The following is a 15548-nucleotide window of genomic DNA, read 5'->3' on the forward strand; positions in this document are numbered from 1 at the left end:
ATAAAATCCATCTGACAATCTTTCTCAAAATCCATATCAAGCGATGAGACATATCAGATTTGCAATACTACTCGTTTCGCTCGCCGTGGCATCAGGGCTGAAAGCCGCTGAGGCAGACTCGGTCATCACTCTTGACCGCTGTATTGAACTGGCGCTTGCCAATAATATGGCCGTGCGCAATGCCGCCAATGACACCAGGGCGGCCGTAGAGCTTCGCTGCGAAGCGTTCACTAAATATTTTCCGGAGGTATCAGCTACCGGGATGGCTTTCTGGACGCATAATGACATTTTTCAATACAATCTTCTGGACATAATCGAGATCGGATTCATCAACAAGGGCAAGATGGCCGGCGTGCAGGCCATGCAGCCGGTGTTTATGGGCGGACAGATCGTCAACGGCAACAAGCTTGCGGCTGTAGGCGAGGAAGTGGCGAGGCTGCGTCAGCAGCAGACTCTCGACGAGTTGCGGCTGACAACCGAGTCGCTCTACTGGAAACTGGTGACTCTCAAAGCCTCACGCGGAGCTCTTGAAGCCGCAATAGCCACGCTTGACACGCTTGACACCCAGGTGAAGGTGGCTGTGGACGCCGGTGTGGCCATGCGCAACGATCTGCTCAAAGTGCAGCTGAAACGCAACACCTACCGCTCCGAAATGGTCGATCTTGACAATGGCATCAAGCTTGTCAGAATGCTTCTCGGCCAGTATATGGGCAAAGGCGCAGACTGGAATTTCGATGTAGACGACGCTGTGCCTGAGGCTGTGCCTGATTTTCCTGCCGAGCTCTATATGCCCGGTGCTGACGCGCTGCCTCTGACCACCGACTATAAGCTGCTGCAGAAAAACGTCGAGGCCAAAAAACTCGAAAAGCGCATAGAGATAGGCCGGAACCTCCCGCAGGTGGCGCTCGGAGCCGGATGGTTCTACCACGACCTGCTTGAACAGAACCACAACTTCGGTGCGCTGATGGTGGCTGTCAACATTCCTCTCTCCGGATGGTGGGGCGGTTCACATGCCATCAAACGTAAGTCGCTTGCGCTTGAAAATGCCCGCAATGAGCTGACGGATCTTGGTGAGAAACTCGAAATCGGAATGCAGGACAAGTGGAACAATCTCACCGCCGCCCACCGCAAGATGGACATTGCCTGTGAAGGGGTGGGGGAAAGCACTGAGAATCTGCGGCTCAACCGCCTCTATTATGAGGCCGGAATGTCGACGGTCACTGACGTGCTTGAAGCTGAAGCGAGCCACAAGGAGTCGATTGACAGCTATATAGCGGCTTACGGCGCATTCTGCGTGGCCCGGTCGGCCTATCTGATCGCCACCGGGCGCACCGCCGCCGGCAGTGATTCCGGCGATCTGTGACAGCGGTTTTTTCTTTGTGTTAACCTTATTTAACGCTGAAAATATCGCAAAATATTTGGCAGGATAAATAAAAGTTTCTACCTTTGCACCACGAAAATGACATCGCGGGGTGGAGCAGTGGTAGCTCGTTGGGCTCATAACCCAAAGGTCGCAGGTTCGAGTCCTGCCCCCGCCACTAAGAAGAAAGCCTTGCAACCGGCAGCGGTTGCAAGGCTTTCTCTTGTTCGCCCCCTCGTCTGGGGCGGGGGATAGATCAGAATGATTAAAAGAGGCTGCCTAAACTTGTTAGACAGCCTCTTGTGGTCCAATGACTTTGTTTAGTGTCCAATTAAACAGAGAGCGCGACCAATTCTTTGCCAAGGTGGTTGAGGGCACCTACTATTTTCTCAGCTTGTTTCGGGCGTGGCTTGGAGCGTCCGGCTGCGTAGTGCCAGAGTTGGCGCTGATTTATGCCTGTAATACATTGCAGGGCTGCAAGAGAGAAAATATTCTGATAGTGATTCAGCAGACTCTGCACATCAAATCTGTAACGGATAGCTACATCTTTTTCAGCCAGAATCGGAGGATATTCAGTGCCATCGGCCTGACAGCATTCAACATAAAAATCAATGCTTTCTCGCACATACGGTTCAAAACCGTCGAAATCGCCTTCGTATGCAACGACCCAGCCCGGAATAATGTCGCAAGAGGCACTATATCCTGAGGGGGTCTTCGATGTATTGATAGTCAATGTCTGCATATAAGTAACTCTTCAATATTGAACGATATAATATACATAAGTAGCTCCTAAGGATAATCTTTTAAATTAATTTTTCAGAGTTACTTAATTATAACAATTTATTTTATAAAATAGCGCGGGCATCATGCCCGCGCTATTGTTCCGCACAAAGAGATGGCATTAAAATGAAAGGAAGGGGAAGGGAGTTTTGCTCCCTTTCCCTCAATCAGAACTCTAAGCCTGATTGTTTCTGCACACTGTCAAGTTCTCTGCCGTAGATGTCTGACGACGGTTTTCCATTGAGTGTTACCGTGCCGGGCTTCGTCGGATGTTTTAACTGGCGGTGGCTACCTTTCTGCCTGACGATCATCCAACCGTCGGCAAGCAGCACTTTGAGCACTGCTGAGGTTTTTAATACTCTCATGTCAATGTTCTCTTTAATTGGACACTGCAAAGGTAGTAATTTTACTATTATTCTGCAAGGCGCTTGAATATTTTTTTCAAAAAGATGAAAGCCACCGATATGAAAAGGATCACTCCCGGCGGGGGAGGGGGAGGGTGATGGTGAAGATCAGGCCGCCGGAGGGGCGGTTGTCAACCCTGATGGAGCCGCCGTGTTGCACGACGGCGTTTTTGACTATCGACAGGCCGAGTCCGGTTCCGCCCGATGCCCGCGAACGGCCTTTGTCTATGCGGTAGAATCTCTCGAAGAGGTGGGGCAGATGTGATGGGTCGACTCCGCAGCCGTTGTCGGCTACTGAAATTACCGCTTTGTCGCTGCTGAGCGAGACTGTTTTAAGGCTGATGCTGTCACCCCCGCTGTAGGCTATGGCGTTTTCAATCAGATTGTGGAACACTGAGGCGAGCAGATCGGCATTGCCTTCTACGGTCAGCGGTCCGATGATTTCATTGTCGATTCCGATGCCTTTTGCCTCGGCGGCAGGGGTGCAGTCACAGACCACTTCGGCTATGAGCGGCTGCAGATCCACCCGGCTGCGCGAGATCATGCGTCCGCCATCGTCCATGCGCGTAATGATGGCTACGTCGGCAAGGAGGCGCTTGAGTCTTCCGGCGTTGGCCAGGCAGCGTTCGAGGAATTCGCGACGCTTTTCCGGCGCCATGTTCTCATGGGTCAGGAGGGTCTCTATGCAGACGTGGATGGAAGCCACCGGGGTTTTCAGCTCGTGGTTGATATTGTTGGTCAGCTGTTTCTTTATCCGATCCTTTTCTTGCTGCTGGTGCATGGCGGCTGCATGTTCGCGGTCGCGGTCGGCCACGGCCTGCTGCAGGCGGGCATAGAGGCGCACTATGTGGTTTGAGATGTCGCCAAGTTCATCGTGGGGGAAAGGTTCGGTGTCTATGATCTTCTCTCCGCGCTCAGCCTTTGCTGCGAAGCGGTCGAGCCGCAGAATGTTCTGTCCCACGCGGCGTGTGGCCAGGAATCCGAGGAAGCAGAAAAGGAGCGTCAGTCCGCCCATAGCCCAGAGGAAAGTGTGGTCGGCCTCAAGGATGCGGCTGAGAGGCAGGGAGTAGGGCAGTGCGGTGCGCACAATCATTCCGTCGGCGCTGCGTGTGGCCGAGTAGAAGTAGGTCGAGCCGGTGCTTTCGCTGTGGCGGCGCAGTGTGTATCCAGAGCCGTTGCGCATGGCTTCGGTGATTTCCTTGCGGCCGCTGTGGTCTGAGCCGGGGAGATGGTCGAGGGAATTGTCATAGATCACCTTGCCCTGGGAGTCGATGATGCTGACGCGGATGTCGCCGAGCGGGGCAAAGCGGTCAAGGTCGATCTGTTCCACGGTCTTTCCTTCGGCCAGGCCGTCGGAGATGTGGAGGTTGACCAGCTGCAGTTGCGAGTTGAGTTCCGCGGCCTTGAACTCCTTTTCACGACCGTACTGGAAGATGACCATGCTCCCGACGAGCAGCAGCGAGTAGCCCAGGAGCCACACAAAAAGGCGGCGGGCATAGGAGAGCCTAATCCATGAATCCGTAGCCATAGCCTGAGCGGGTTTTGATGTGGGAGCCGTAGCGGCCTATCTTCTGTCGGATGCGGGTGATGTTGACGTCGACCACGCGGTCAAGCACCACCACTTCATCGGGCCAGATGTCTTTGATGAGTTCCTCGCGTGAAAAGACGCGGCCTATGTTGCGTAGAAGTCTGAGCAGGATCTCGAATTCTTTCCGAGGGAGTCTGATCTCCTCGCCGTCAACCAGGCAGCGTTTGCATGAGGGGATCACGGTCAGTCCTTCGAATGTCACCTTCTCCTCGGCCTGAGGCTGGGGTGTGGCAGGAGCTGAGCGGCGCAGCACGGTCCGCACTCTGGCTATGACGTTGCGCAGCGAGTAGGGTTTCATTATGTAGTCGTCGGCGCCGGTCTCCAGACCTTCGATCATGTCGTCTTCCGTGTCTTTTGCCGTGCAGAAGATCAGCGGCACAGATGCTGTGGCCGGATTGGCCCTGATGATGCGCGCAAGCTGCAGGCCTGAGATCTCGCCCATCATTATGTCGAGGAGAATCAGGTCATACGAGCCTATGTCAAGGGCAAGCGCTTCTTCGGCGCTTCCGGCGGTGTCTACCTCATAGCCTTCGGCCTCAAGATTGAAGCGCAGGGCCTCGCGCAAGGTCTCTTCGTCATCGACGACCAACAGTCTCTTGCTCATTTGGGATTGTAATTTATGCTTTATGGCATTATAACAACCGGAGGCTGTGAAACGGTCATCTGACAGTGATAGTTCTTTCTGGTTTTGTTTTAGTTCTTCTTTCATGGGTTCCGGATGGATTTCTGATGCAAAGATACACAGAGAAAACGAAGAAAGAGTGCGATAATGCGGGGGAACGTGGCCTTGCCGGGATTTTTTTTGCCAAGAGGCTGTAAAGCTTGCGGTTTTTATTAACTTTGTGGATAACAGACAACACCTAATATATATTATATATGTATATCCATGACAGCAGAACAGTAGTAACCCTTGACGCCGGCGGCACCAATCTGGTGTTCGGAGCTATGAAAGGGTGCGAGTATATCACAGAACCGATCACTTATCCCTCTAATGCCCATGACCTTGACCTCTGTCTCGACACTATGGTGAGCGGTTTTCGCGAGGTGATCGACTCGCTTGACGAGAAGCCGGTTGCCATCAGCTTTGCCTTTCCGGGCCCGGCCGACTATCCCAACGGCATAATCGGTGGTTTTCTGCCGAATTTTCCGTCGTTTCGCGAGGGTGTGGCTCTGGGACCCTTTCTGGAAAATGAATTCGGCATTCCGGTGTTCATCAACAATGATGGCGACCTGTTTGCCTACGGCGAGGCGCTATGCGGAGCTCTGCCTGATATCAACCGCCGCCTTGCGGAAGCCGGAAGCGGCAAGCGCTACCGCAATCTGCTGGGCTATACCTTCGGCACCGGTTTCGGAGTGGGAATGGTGGTCAACGGGCAGCTTAACCGGGGCGATAACTCCTGCGTGGAGACTTTTTGTCTGCCCCACAAGACCAAAAATGGTATCATAGTCGAGGAGGGGGTGGCCGTCAGAGCCGTGAAGCGTGTATATGCCGAACTGTCAGGCGATCTCGGCCACAGTTTCGAGCCGAAAGATATCTGCGAGATTGCTGATGGCAAGCGGCCCGGCGATGTGGCGGCGGCCCGCAGGGCTTTTGAGGAATTCGGAGAGACTGCGGGCGATGCGATGGCCATAGCCGCCCAGCTGATCGACGGCATAATAGTGATAGGCGGCGGCATCACGGCAGCCCGTCATCTCATACTGCCTTCGCTGCTGGGAGAGCTGCGCGCGTCTCTGTCGACGATCGGAGGCGACAGTGTGCGCCGTGTGCAGATGGAGGTGTTCAACCTCGACGATCAGGCTGAGTTCGAAGCTTTTGCAAGAGGAAACAGCCGCCGTATCCCTGTCAGAGGCACAGACCGGACGGCTGTCTATGACGATATGAAGCGTATAGGTGTGACATTCTCGCGTCTCGGAGCCTCAAAAGCTATCTCGGCCGGGGCCTATGCCTTTGCTTTGTCGAAGATCGACGGCGAGTGAGCTCCCTCTTTGAGGCATCGTCATCTCCCGTCATGTATTGTATTCATGACGGTAAATCGGTGTCCTCGACCGGACACCATCATTGAAAGATCATCGCTATCCCCCCGACACCTGTGTGCTATCGCACGGTGTCGGGGGCTACGATTAAATCGGTGTCCTCGACCGGACACCCGCTATCCCATACCCGGTCGGTGGTTCCGGCGCCATTCTGTAGGCACTTGCCGCCCCATACCCGGCCGGGGTCCGGTGTCATCCACGGGCCTTGCTGCCATTGGCGGACCTTTCATCGTCGCGGTTAGGCTGGTGGCGTCCGGAGGACGCAGATTTACTCATAGCCCGTGACACCGCAGCGCAGAGCGCAAAGGTGTCACGGGCTACGTGTATTTCTCCGAAAACAGGTGCCCGGTCAAGGACACCGATTTACGGTCGTTCAATGCAGGAGGATGAAGACTTTATGCTTCCTGCCCGGCGGCGCCGTGCTCCATGATGGCCTGTACGGAGTTGATGGCGAGGAAGGTAGCGCCTGTGCCGTTGATCGCCCCGAGGATGGCGATGCGGTCTTCAGGCGTAAGCAGGCCCTGCTCGATGAAGTCATGAAGAGCCACAAGCGGATAGCGCTGCTGCCGGGTATAGTCTTCGTAGTAATATGCCTTGATGCCGTAGGAGATGCTCAGCCAGCGCATGGTGCGGCGGCGATAGCAGATGGCATAGACGGGACACGCGCCGCGGAACGATGCGATGAACCGGGCTGTGCGTCCGTGGTAGGCATTGGCAATGATGGCCTTGGTGCCGATCTCGCGCTCGGAGACTACGGCCTGGCGGGCAAGGAATGAGGTGACGTGTTCGTCGGCGAGCTGCGGAATATTGTCGCTGGTGATGGTGGCGGTCAGAGAAGCCTCCACATCCTGGGCCACACGTGCCATAGTCGACACGGCTTCGACCGGATAACGGCCGTTGGCAGTTTCGCCTGAGAGCATGAGGCAGTCGGCGCGCTGATAGACGGCGTTGGCTATGTCGCTGACCTCGGCGCGGGTGGGTCGCGGCGAGGTGATCATGGAGTGGAGCATCTGGGTGGCCACGATCACAGGATGGTGTGCGGCTATACATTTGGCTATCATCTCGTGCTGGATCACGGGGATGCGTTCGGCAGCCACTTCGATGCCGAGGTCGCCGCGGGCAATCATGATGCCATAGGAGGCTTCGAGAATGGAGTCGAAGTTGTCGACGCCCTGCTGGTTTTCGATCTTGGAGATGATCTTCATGTCGGAGCCGAGGCGGTCGAGCTCGTTCTGGACGGCTTTGACATCATCGGCGCTGCGCACAAACGAGTGGGCCACGAAATCGACGCCGAGCTTTGCGGCTGTGGCCAGAGTGGCCTTGTCGCGTTCGGTGAGCGAGGCCAGACGGATGTCGCTGCCGGGAATGTTGACGCTCTTGCGCGAGCCGAGGTTGCCGTCGTTGAGACAGCGGGCGCGTATGATGCCGGTGGCGGCGTCGATGTCAAGAATGAGGAAGTCGAGCTCGCCGTCGTCGATGAGGAAGTGCATGCCCGGATGCACGTCATTGGCAATGTCGGCATAGTTCAGGCAGATGCGTCCGGCACTTGTCGGTTCCGAGGTGTGACCGCAGAATTCCACTTCCATTCCTTCGCGGAAAGCAATCTTGTCGTTTGGCTCGGAGTTGACTGTAGTGCGTATTTCCGGCCCCTTGGTGTCGATGATGATGCCGATACGGGGTGAGACAGCCCGGCAGTTTTCCACTATCTGTGCCATTCCTTCGGCTCCGAGATGGGCCGAATTCATGCGTACCACGTTCATGCCTGCTTCGAAAAGACTGCGGATAAAATCCACATCGCAGCGGCGGTCGGAAATCGTCGTGATTATTTTAGTGCTCTTTTTTAGCATGTGCCTATTACTTATGATTTATGTGAAATGACTGAATGACAGACCGGTCATCATAACCTCCTTTTTCTCGGCCCGGATGACTCGGCCGCACAGGCCTGACGGTATGAAAATCCTGCCTTGTGCAAATTTTTTGCAAAATTACTCAAATCTATCGGTTAAGCCATGAAACCGTTAAAAATATTTTGCATTCCGAGGCCTGACAAGTCATGTGCGAGTCCTGCCGGTTTCCGGATTCCGTCCGTCCAATACCTTACATGAAAAGATGAGGAATGGGCGTAATTTTATATAATATTAACTAAAAACGCCACCCTTCTCACAAGAGCATGTGAAAAGTCTATTGTATTAAAATACATAATTTTGCAGCAATATCGGCTATGATCTCTTAGAGGGCGTTTCATAACACCTCTCTGACGCCTCTTGTTTCAAGTGTGTTTGATAAAGTTGAAAAAGAGACTGCCGTGTCCGCTCTCCTTTTATAGAGAGTGATGGACGGTAGTCTCCTTCTGATGAGTTATGATTGACGGTATATATCTGTGAGCGATATGTCGGCTTAGAAAGGCAGGTCGTCAGTAGCCGAGGGAGTGAGGTCTGGAGCCGGGGGAGCGGGAACTGCGGCGGGAGCTGCATAGCCCTGAGGCATCTGCTGGGCGGGACCGTAGGCTGCGGGAGCGCCATAGGCTGCAGGAGCGGCTGCTGCGGCAGTGGCATCCTCGGCTTTCCATGCGCGGACTTCTACGAACCAGCGGCCGTTATATTCGCGGCTGTCGATGTCAAAGCTGATTTTCACAAGCTGTCCGACCTGTAGAGGATACTGGTCCACACGGTCACCGAAGAAGTTGAAGAAGACTTTACGGGGGTAGGTTTCCTGTGTCTCAAGCACATATTCGCGTTTCTTCCAGGGGTTTCCTTTTTGAGATGTGCCTCCTACTTCGGGGAGAGCGACGATGATTTTTCCTGTAACTTCCATATTGTGTTTAGAATTTTTCGGGGTGGATTGATGCGGCCGGCCATAGGGGCAGACCGACTACAAAAGTAATCAATTTCCCCCAACCTGCCAAATCCCCGCCTCCTCCATTCCCAAAAACTTTTCAACACACTTTTCAACACTCCTCATGGGCAGCCCGTGTCAAAAGGGGAAATGTCGCGGAAGCAAGCGCTCAAAGTGTGCCTATGGTTTTTCCCAGACGGTGATGCTTTTGCGCAGAGCCACACGGCCATACTTTTTCATCTGCTGGCTGCTGTTGCCTTTCTGCTGGCGGAGCACATATATTTTGACCGGACGGAAACCGATCTGCTCGGCTATGGCTGTTGAAATGAAATCTACCGGAATCACTTCTCCTGCATAGCGCACATTGTCATTGACAAAAGCTACTTTCGCACTATGGCGACAGGTGCGAAACAGTTCAAAAAACAGAAATGTCAACTCAGTGAAATATCCTTCGACCATAGGGATTACTCCTTTGTTGTTGATCTCTCCGTTGGCCATTCTCAGTTTCAAGGCTTCTATGACCTCTTTTAAAGGTTCGCATGACTGGAGTATTCCGCATATCCGCTCAAAGTCGGCAGCCCGACCAATGGATGTATAGAAGTCACGCAGATGGCTGACTTTTGATTTGTTTTCGACCGTACATGACAGCAGGTCCTGACGCAGTTGCCTGATTCTGGTGTCAGAAACGCCAAGGTAAGCAAGTTCGAGCGCATATGTGCGGGTATAGTCGTAGCGGTTGCAGTATGGCGGTGATGTGATCACGGCATCAATACTTTCAGAGGCCCTCAGCGGGAGTTTGTATAAAACACTTCCTTCATGGAAATCACAGCTGCATCCTTTGCGGCGTGGCATCGTGTTGCGGATCAACTCAATGTCAGCTATGAACTGGTTGAGTTCGGAGATGATTGCATTTCTGAACGAGGGTATGTCACCTTTGTTGAGCTTTACGACCATAGGGCGCCTGCCGGTTTCCTCGCGTTTCTGTATTGCGCGGATTATTTTGGGCGAGCGGATGTCCCAGCGCAGATATTGACCGTCTTTGGCCGAGTAGCTAATCCGCTCCAGAATGTTTATTGCACACAGCCGGAAGAGGGTCTTGCAGTTGTCTGAAAAGTCTGATGAGGCAATCAGTTCTGTGAAGTAATTCAGTTCGATAGCGTTTTGTTTGGGATAGCCGTCTTCTGTGATGGTGATATATGGAGTTTCCTGACGGTAGTTTCCGGGCAATTCCCGGCTTGCTATAAATTCAATAAGCTGATGAAGCTCGGCTATGTTATAGTCATGGACCGCGCTTTTTGCTTTTATGGCGATGGCTGACATCGGCAGGATGTCATAACCGATGCTGTTGATGTTCTCTGCTGACGCTACCAGAGCGGTGGTGCCGGATCCCATGAAGGGGTCGAGTATCGTGTCGTCAGGCTGGAGTTTGAATTCGCTGATGAGATTTCTGACAAGTTCGGCTGAAAAACCTTCTTTGTATTTCAGCCAACTGTGGATGCTGTCGTTCTTGCTCAGCTGGAAACTGACGCTTTTGCGGTCGAATCGGTCGGTTATATCGGCAAGCGGCCAATATTTTTCTTCCAGACGGAGTCGTTCTGAGTCAGAAGCGAAGCCTTCGGCTGAAAATGACGAGAGTTTCCATCGGTTGTCAGTATCCGTTGCAGTATATTCAGGGAATAGGCTTGAAATCATGTCGGTCAAAGGCTTAGTGTCCATGCGCAGTAAGATGTCAGTTGGCCGTCATCTGTGAGATTTGCGGCAAAACTTAAGGTTGAATCCGAGAGCTGATCCCAGATCTCGGTAGCCATTTTTGCTTCGATGGCGGCTGCTATGAATGATGTGCACACCGGAGTCGGTCTGAATGCAGATCTGATGCGGGCAAGTGCGGAGTTGCCGGTTTTCCAGTGTTCATCGGCTCCGGCCGGGTCTATGCCGCCTTTGAGTTCTCCGAACATCAGGGCTTTTTGTGGATGATTCACAATGCGTCCAAAATCAAAACTTAGGCAGTCGCCATCGAAAAGGCAGATGTCTACATTGTTGTTGACCAATGGTATTTTTGTATTGAAAAACAAGAGGCGGTTCTTGCCATCGTGGCTCCACTGGATGGCGGCGATTTCAGATGCTGCTGTAAAGTCGGCTTCGTAGCTGCCGCTTGTCCATCCGTTGTTTTTCTTTTGCTGTTTTGACAGCACGTAATATGGGATTTCCCGGATAGCCAGTAATGAAAGCAGTTTCCTGACGAGTTTCATCTGAGCGAGTTCACCGACATAGTTCCTCATGGATCCGCCGAGTGAATCACCTTTGATCAGCAGAAAGCGATATGTAAGTTCTTCTGCAAATTCATCGCCTGCGGGTTCAAGGAAATTCTTTATCAGAGCGCGTATTGCTTCGGTCTTGTCTGCTTCAGTGAAATATTTGAAGGCTTTGTCAGAAAGTCCGGACGCTGTAAGAAGAGCCGGGCGGATGGCATCGATGCCGAGCAGAGCCTGCGGATTTTCTGCTGCCAGGGCATATGCGCGTAGAGTCCTGGCCTGTTCGATGTACGGGCGGCCTTTTTTATTCTTTGCAAGAGCGGCCTCTATGAAGCCGCTGCGGGTCTGGGTGCGGGAGGTGATCAGTTCTTGGGCTGATCTGATGATCAATAGTGGATTCATGGGATTACAAAGATACTTATTTTTCCGTTATGACGCAACCGAGGCCTCCGCTGTGTGGGCGGGGCCTCGGTGATATTGTAGGGTGGAGGAGGGGCTGATTCTGTCAGCGGCATGAGGCGCGCTTCATGCCATCAGCGGCGTTCGACGGGTTTCATGTCGTAGGAGAGCATCGCGAGAGTGAAACCCCAGTAGATGAAGGCGAGCGATGTGAGGAAGCTTGTCATTGCCATGTCCTGTACCCAGCCTGCTTCAATGAAGAAGAAGCCGATGAGCATCAGCAGTATGCCGTTGATGAGCTGAAGCCACCAGTAGCGGCGTCCGCTCTGGTTGACTGCGCTGCAAAGGGCGCTGATGCCCCAGAAGATGAAGATGAAGGCAATGAAGTAGGGGAATACTGCTTCGGAGAGTACGATGCTGCGGACCATGAGGAAGCCGATGAACATGTCGATGATGCCTCCGGCAAGCCACCATCCCCAGCCTCTGCCGCGGTCAGGTCCGGAGGAGACGAGGAGCTGGACAATGCCCACAAGGATGAGCAGCCATCCGAAGATCTGGGATGCTACGGCGTAGCCGGCTACGGGCCAGAACCAGTAAGCGAAACCGCAGATGACCATTAGGATTCCCGCTGCGAGGATCACCCACCAATAGCGGGTCTGTCCCCAGAATTTTTCAATTAGCGTTTTCATAACGTCTTGTGTTTTTTGTTAATAGTTGAAATTGATTTTGCGATATAGTTTGTGTGTTTGCTTCATAGAAGTGATTGCGCTGAATCGGAAGTGAGGAACAGCAGGATCACTCGCTGTAATGTAATAACGCGCGGCGTTTTGAATTTGTTGAGAAAAAGTGCTTAAGGACCTATGGCGCGGATGAGGCCGGCATACTGTCGGTCTGCGCGGCTGTGGCGGCGGCTGAGGTCAGATAGCGTTCCACGAGGGTGGAGTATTGTGGTGTGGTCTTGAAGCGGCGTATCTGGGCGTCGAGGGTGTCGGCAAGCGCGGTGTTGTCTTTGTTGACTACCCATGACTGGAACTGGGTGAACGATACTGGTGTGGCCAGGTTGACGTCAGGATAGTCCTCGGCGAGGCGTGTGGCTTTGGCTTCGTTGATGACGGCGCGCGGGATGCGCCCCATTGCGGTCAGCATGAAGAGTTGCTCGGCGCTGTGGATAGAGTCGTGACGCAGGATTATGGTGTCGCCGATCTCATGGCTCAGGTTGCGGAGGCGTTCGGCGATCGGTGTGCCTCCTACTGTCCAGACTTCCTTGCCGGCGAGGTCGAGGCGCGAACGGACGGTGGTGTCGAGGCTTATGAGTACCTGGCGGTCGAGGTAGACGGGTTCGGTGAAGCGGAAGCTGTCGCGCCGCGAGGAGGTAAGCGGATAGTCGGAGATGACCACGTCATAGACGCCGCGTTTCAGCTCGTCGAGTGCCGAGGTGACGGATGATATTGGGTAGAATTTGACATTGTCTCCATAGAGGGTGGCCATCTGTTTCATCATCTCGTAGTTGAAGCCTGCGAGTGAGTCGCCGTAGCGGTAGAGCGACATGGGTGAGTAGTCGATGGCCACGTTGATGGTGTCGCCTTTGGCGCGTGTGTATTCATAGCCGTTGTTTGCTACGGGCGAGGAGCAGCTTTTGACCGAGACGATCACTCCGACGGCTATGAGTATGAGCGAGAGGAGTATGCCTCCGCGGGGGCCGTGGAAGAAGTCTGCGAGGTTGCCGTGGCGTGGGCGGCCGGTGGTTTTATAGTCAGGGTCTGTGGGTGTCATAGGGCCGGTTGTCTGATACATTTATGTATATATAAACAATCGGCCGGCGAAAAAAGGTTGACGGATGAGCCTGTGCTTCGGCTTGTCAGGAGCGGATCAGTTTGAGAAGTCTACTATCACGCCCATCTGGAAGCGGCGCGGGTTGAGCGGATAGTGGGGCATGGAGAAGTAGTTGTTGTCGCCGATGAGGCCTTGGTTGACGTGTGAGAAGAGCACGAAGAAGCGGGCGCGTGAGAGCTTGAGGTTGAGATAGGCTGTCATGAAGGGGTAGTTTCCGCAGTCGATCTCGCGCTGGTTGCAGAAGGCCATTGTGGCGGGCTGGTAGGCGGGGGCCTTGTATTTTGTGTAGTAGTCGCAGTCTACACCGAGCTGGACTTTGAGCACTCTCGCCACTCTGAAGAGCAGATAGAGGTTGGAGTAGACGGCCAGTCTGGGCAGAGGTATGACTGCATCGTTGGTTGATGTCTGATAGATGATGGTATTGTCCCAGTTGAGTGCGCGCCAGCGGAGGTTCTGCTGTGCGCGGATGCTGAACACCTGCACGCTGCCGCTTTCCTGGGTGGGGAGCCCGTCGGCGTTGAAATAGATGTGGTTCTGGATGTTTTCCACTCCGATGTTGATGTTGGTTCCGGTGTGGGGGATGTTGAGGATGCCGCCGAGGCGGAGGCGCCGGATTTTGCCGAAATCGTTTTTCCAGGCGAAGTGGTTGGAGATGAAGTTGTTCATCAGATATGGCGCCGAGGTGTTGCTGAAAAGGCCATAGGCTTTGACCGATACGGTGTCGCCGAGCAGTCTGAATCGGGTCGATGCGTTGCCATCAATCTTGATTTCGCCTGCTGCGGGACCGATGAGTCCGATGTTGGCTGTGGCTTCATAGTTGAGCAGATGGCCCTGCTGCTTGGTGAGCTGTGCGCCTACGTAGAGCAGATTTTCATTGGCTTTGTGGGCGAGGCGCGATTTGAAGGGGTAGGGTGTCAGTGCGGCGGGGCGGTCGTCGCCTGAGATTGCCAGGGTGTCGGGTGTCTGCCAATAATGGCGTATCTCGTGGGTGACGAAGGCGGCGAGACCAGCTTTGGCGTATTTGTTGAAGCCTTCAAGCAGAGAGATGCCAATGGTGTTGCGCAGTGAATTGTATTTGGTGCGGTCGCAGGTGGCATCGGCGTCAAGATAGTGGTTGGCCCAGTATTCCTTGCCTTCCGAGGAGCTGGTGTTGGTGAAGCGGTGGCGGGAGTCTTTGTAGTCAAGAGTCCAGATGAAGCTTGACACTGGGACGTATTCGCGGGCCACTACGGAGTCGTTTTCGTCGCGGGTCTCTTTCCAGAAGCCCACTTTGTAGCGGTGGTTCATGTAGAACTGCTGTCCGCGCACACGTGAGTGGGCTGCTGATAGGTAGGTCGGGATACTTTTGGGGTTGATGGTCGAGACTCCGCCCTGGATTTTGGCCGGATCGGTGATGTAGAGGTCGTCGGTGATGCCGCCGTTTTCCTTGTTGAGGAAGTTGAAGGAGTTGAAGAAGGCCTGCATTTCATAGCGGTCACCCATGTAGGACCCTGATAGCCCCCAGGAGAAACCTTTGGCGGCCTGATATTCATAACTGCCTTTGGAGTAGGGATAGTGGACGCGGGCACCGATCTGCGCGCGCTTGCTGATATTGCCTGAGAAGAGCATGCGCAGATAGTCCTGGGCTATTTCGCGTCCGCCTCCGGTGTTGTAGCCCAACTGGGTCACGGGGATGCGGGTGTTGAAAAAGCGCATGTTGTCGACGGTCGGAATCCAGAACTGTTTTGCATCGCGGAAAAAGAAGTCGCTCATGGGCTCGCTTTCCATGAAGATCATGTTTTTGCCGACGGAGGCCTGATTGCCTGTGGTGGCGAAGGCAGGGCTGACAGAGGTAGGGACGGCCGTGCGGTAATAGTTGTGCATGAGGGTGTCCATCGGGACCCGTTCGCGCAGTCCGAGCGGCTGGATGATGCGCCAGCTGTATGACAGCGAGTCAGACGGTGTGTCATCTTTGCCGAACCCCTGAAGTCCGGCAATGAGTATGGTGAAAATGATGAGGATATGCTTTTTCATAATGTGCCTGCAAAGGTACTTAAAAATCGCGCATAAAAAAAATTATCCGT

At 53.8% G+C, this 15548-nt stretch carries 13 protein-coding genes and 1 tRNA gene; 3 read left to right on the forward strand and 11 right to left on the reverse strand.

Annotated features, from left to right (window positions below; translation table 11 throughout):
- The first annotated feature begins 43 nt into the window (after positions 1-43).
- Both C5O23_RS07805 and C5O23_RS07810 read left to right on the forward strand, forming a co-directional pair.
- Positions 44-1363 carry a TolC family protein gene (locus C5O23_RS07805; RefSeq protein WP_107032386.1) on the forward strand — a complete coding sequence of 440 codons (1320 nt, stop codon included), beginning with the start codon at positions 44-46 and terminating at the stop codon, positions 1361-1363.
- Positions 1364-1466: 103 nt separating this feature from the next.
- Positions 1467-1538 (forward strand) — tRNA-Met (locus C5O23_RS07810).
- 153 nt (positions 1539-1691) lie between these two features.
- On the opposite strand, the gene C5O23_RS07815 is transcribed toward C5O23_RS07810, so the two are convergent.
- From C5O23_RS07815 to C5O23_RS07830, 4 genes are all read right to left on the reverse strand, one after another.
- On the reverse strand, positions 1692-2102 hold the full coding sequence (locus C5O23_RS07815) for a hypothetical protein (protein WP_107032387.1): 411 nt from the start codon (positions 2100-2102) through the stop codon (positions 1692-1694).
- A gap of 205 nt (positions 2103-2307) precedes the next feature.
- Entirely contained in the window at positions 2308-2505 is a 198-nt protein-coding gene (locus C5O23_RS07820) for a type II toxin-antitoxin system HicA family toxin (RefSeq protein ID WP_107032388.1), read from the reverse strand.
- Positions 2506-2614: 109 nt separating this feature from the next.
- On the reverse strand, positions 2615-4072 hold the full coding sequence (locus tag C5O23_RS07825; protein ID WP_107032389.1) for a sensor histidine kinase: 1458 nt from the start codon (positions 4070-4072) through the stop codon (positions 2615-2617).
- The gene (locus C5O23_RS07830) at positions 4050-4736 is read right to left on the reverse strand and encodes a response regulator transcription factor (protein ID WP_107032390.1); all 687 of its coding nucleotides are present in this window, start codon (positions 4734-4736) and stop codon (positions 4050-4052) included. Before C5O23_RS07830 ends, C5O23_RS07825 begins: the two co-directional genes overlap by 23 nt.
- A gap of 272 nt (positions 4737-5008) precedes the next feature.
- Here C5O23_RS07830 and C5O23_RS07835 point away from each other — a divergent pair, with 272 nt between their 5' ends.
- Positions 5009-6109, forward strand: a complete 1101-nt coding sequence (locus tag C5O23_RS07835; RefSeq protein WP_107032391.1) for an ROK family protein — start codon at positions 5009-5011, stop codon at positions 6107-6109.
- A gap of 452 nt (positions 6110-6561) precedes the next feature.
- On the opposite strand, the gene pyk is transcribed toward C5O23_RS07835, so the two are convergent.
- The 7 genes from pyk to C5O23_RS07870 all read right to left on the reverse strand — a co-directional run bounded on the left by pyk (position 6562) and on the right by C5O23_RS07870 (position 15498).
- Positions 6562-8013 (reverse strand): pyruvate kinase, encoded by a 1452-nt coding sequence (gene pyk, locus C5O23_RS07840; RefSeq protein ID WP_107032392.1) that lies wholly within the window; start codon positions 8011-8013, stop codon positions 6562-6564.
- A 550-nt stretch (positions 8014-8563) separates the two neighbouring features.
- Complete coding sequence (locus C5O23_RS07845) at positions 8564-8980, reverse strand: DUF3127 domain-containing protein (protein ID WP_107032393.1); 417 nt, start codon at positions 8978-8980, stop codon at positions 8564-8566.
- Positions 8981-9181: 201 nt separating this feature from the next.
- Positions 9182-10717 (reverse strand): DNA methyltransferase, encoded by a 1536-nt coding sequence (locus tag C5O23_RS07850; protein ID WP_205743437.1) that lies wholly within the window; start codon positions 10715-10717, stop codon positions 9182-9184.
- Positions 10699-11655 carry an AvaI/BsoBI family type II restriction endonuclease gene (locus C5O23_RS07855; protein ID WP_107032394.1) on the reverse strand — a complete coding sequence of 319 codons (957 nt, stop codon included), beginning with the start codon at positions 11653-11655 and terminating at the stop codon, positions 10699-10701. Before C5O23_RS07855 ends, C5O23_RS07850 begins: the two co-directional genes overlap by 19 nt.
- A 131-nt stretch (positions 11656-11786) precedes the next feature.
- On the reverse strand, positions 11787-12341 hold the full coding sequence (locus C5O23_RS07860; protein WP_107032395.1) for an HdeD family acid-resistance protein: 555 nt from the start codon (positions 12339-12341) through the stop codon (positions 11787-11789).
- A 169-nt stretch (positions 12342-12510) separates the two neighbouring features.
- On the reverse strand, positions 12511-13425 hold the full coding sequence (locus C5O23_RS07865; protein ID WP_160630753.1) for a transporter substrate-binding domain-containing protein: 915 nt from the start codon (positions 13423-13425) through the stop codon (positions 12511-12513).
- A gap of 96 nt (positions 13426-13521) precedes the next feature.
- The gene (locus C5O23_RS07870) at positions 13522-15498 is read right to left on the reverse strand and encodes a putative porin (protein WP_107032397.1); all 1977 of its coding nucleotides are present in this window, start codon (positions 15496-15498) and stop codon (positions 13522-13524) included.
- Positions 15499-15548: the final 50 nt, after the last annotated feature.

The sequence above is a fragment of the Duncaniella muris genome (assembly GCF_003024805.1).
Taxonomy (GTDB): domain Bacteria; phylum Bacteroidota; class Bacteroidia; order Bacteroidales; family Muribaculaceae; genus Duncaniella; species Duncaniella muris.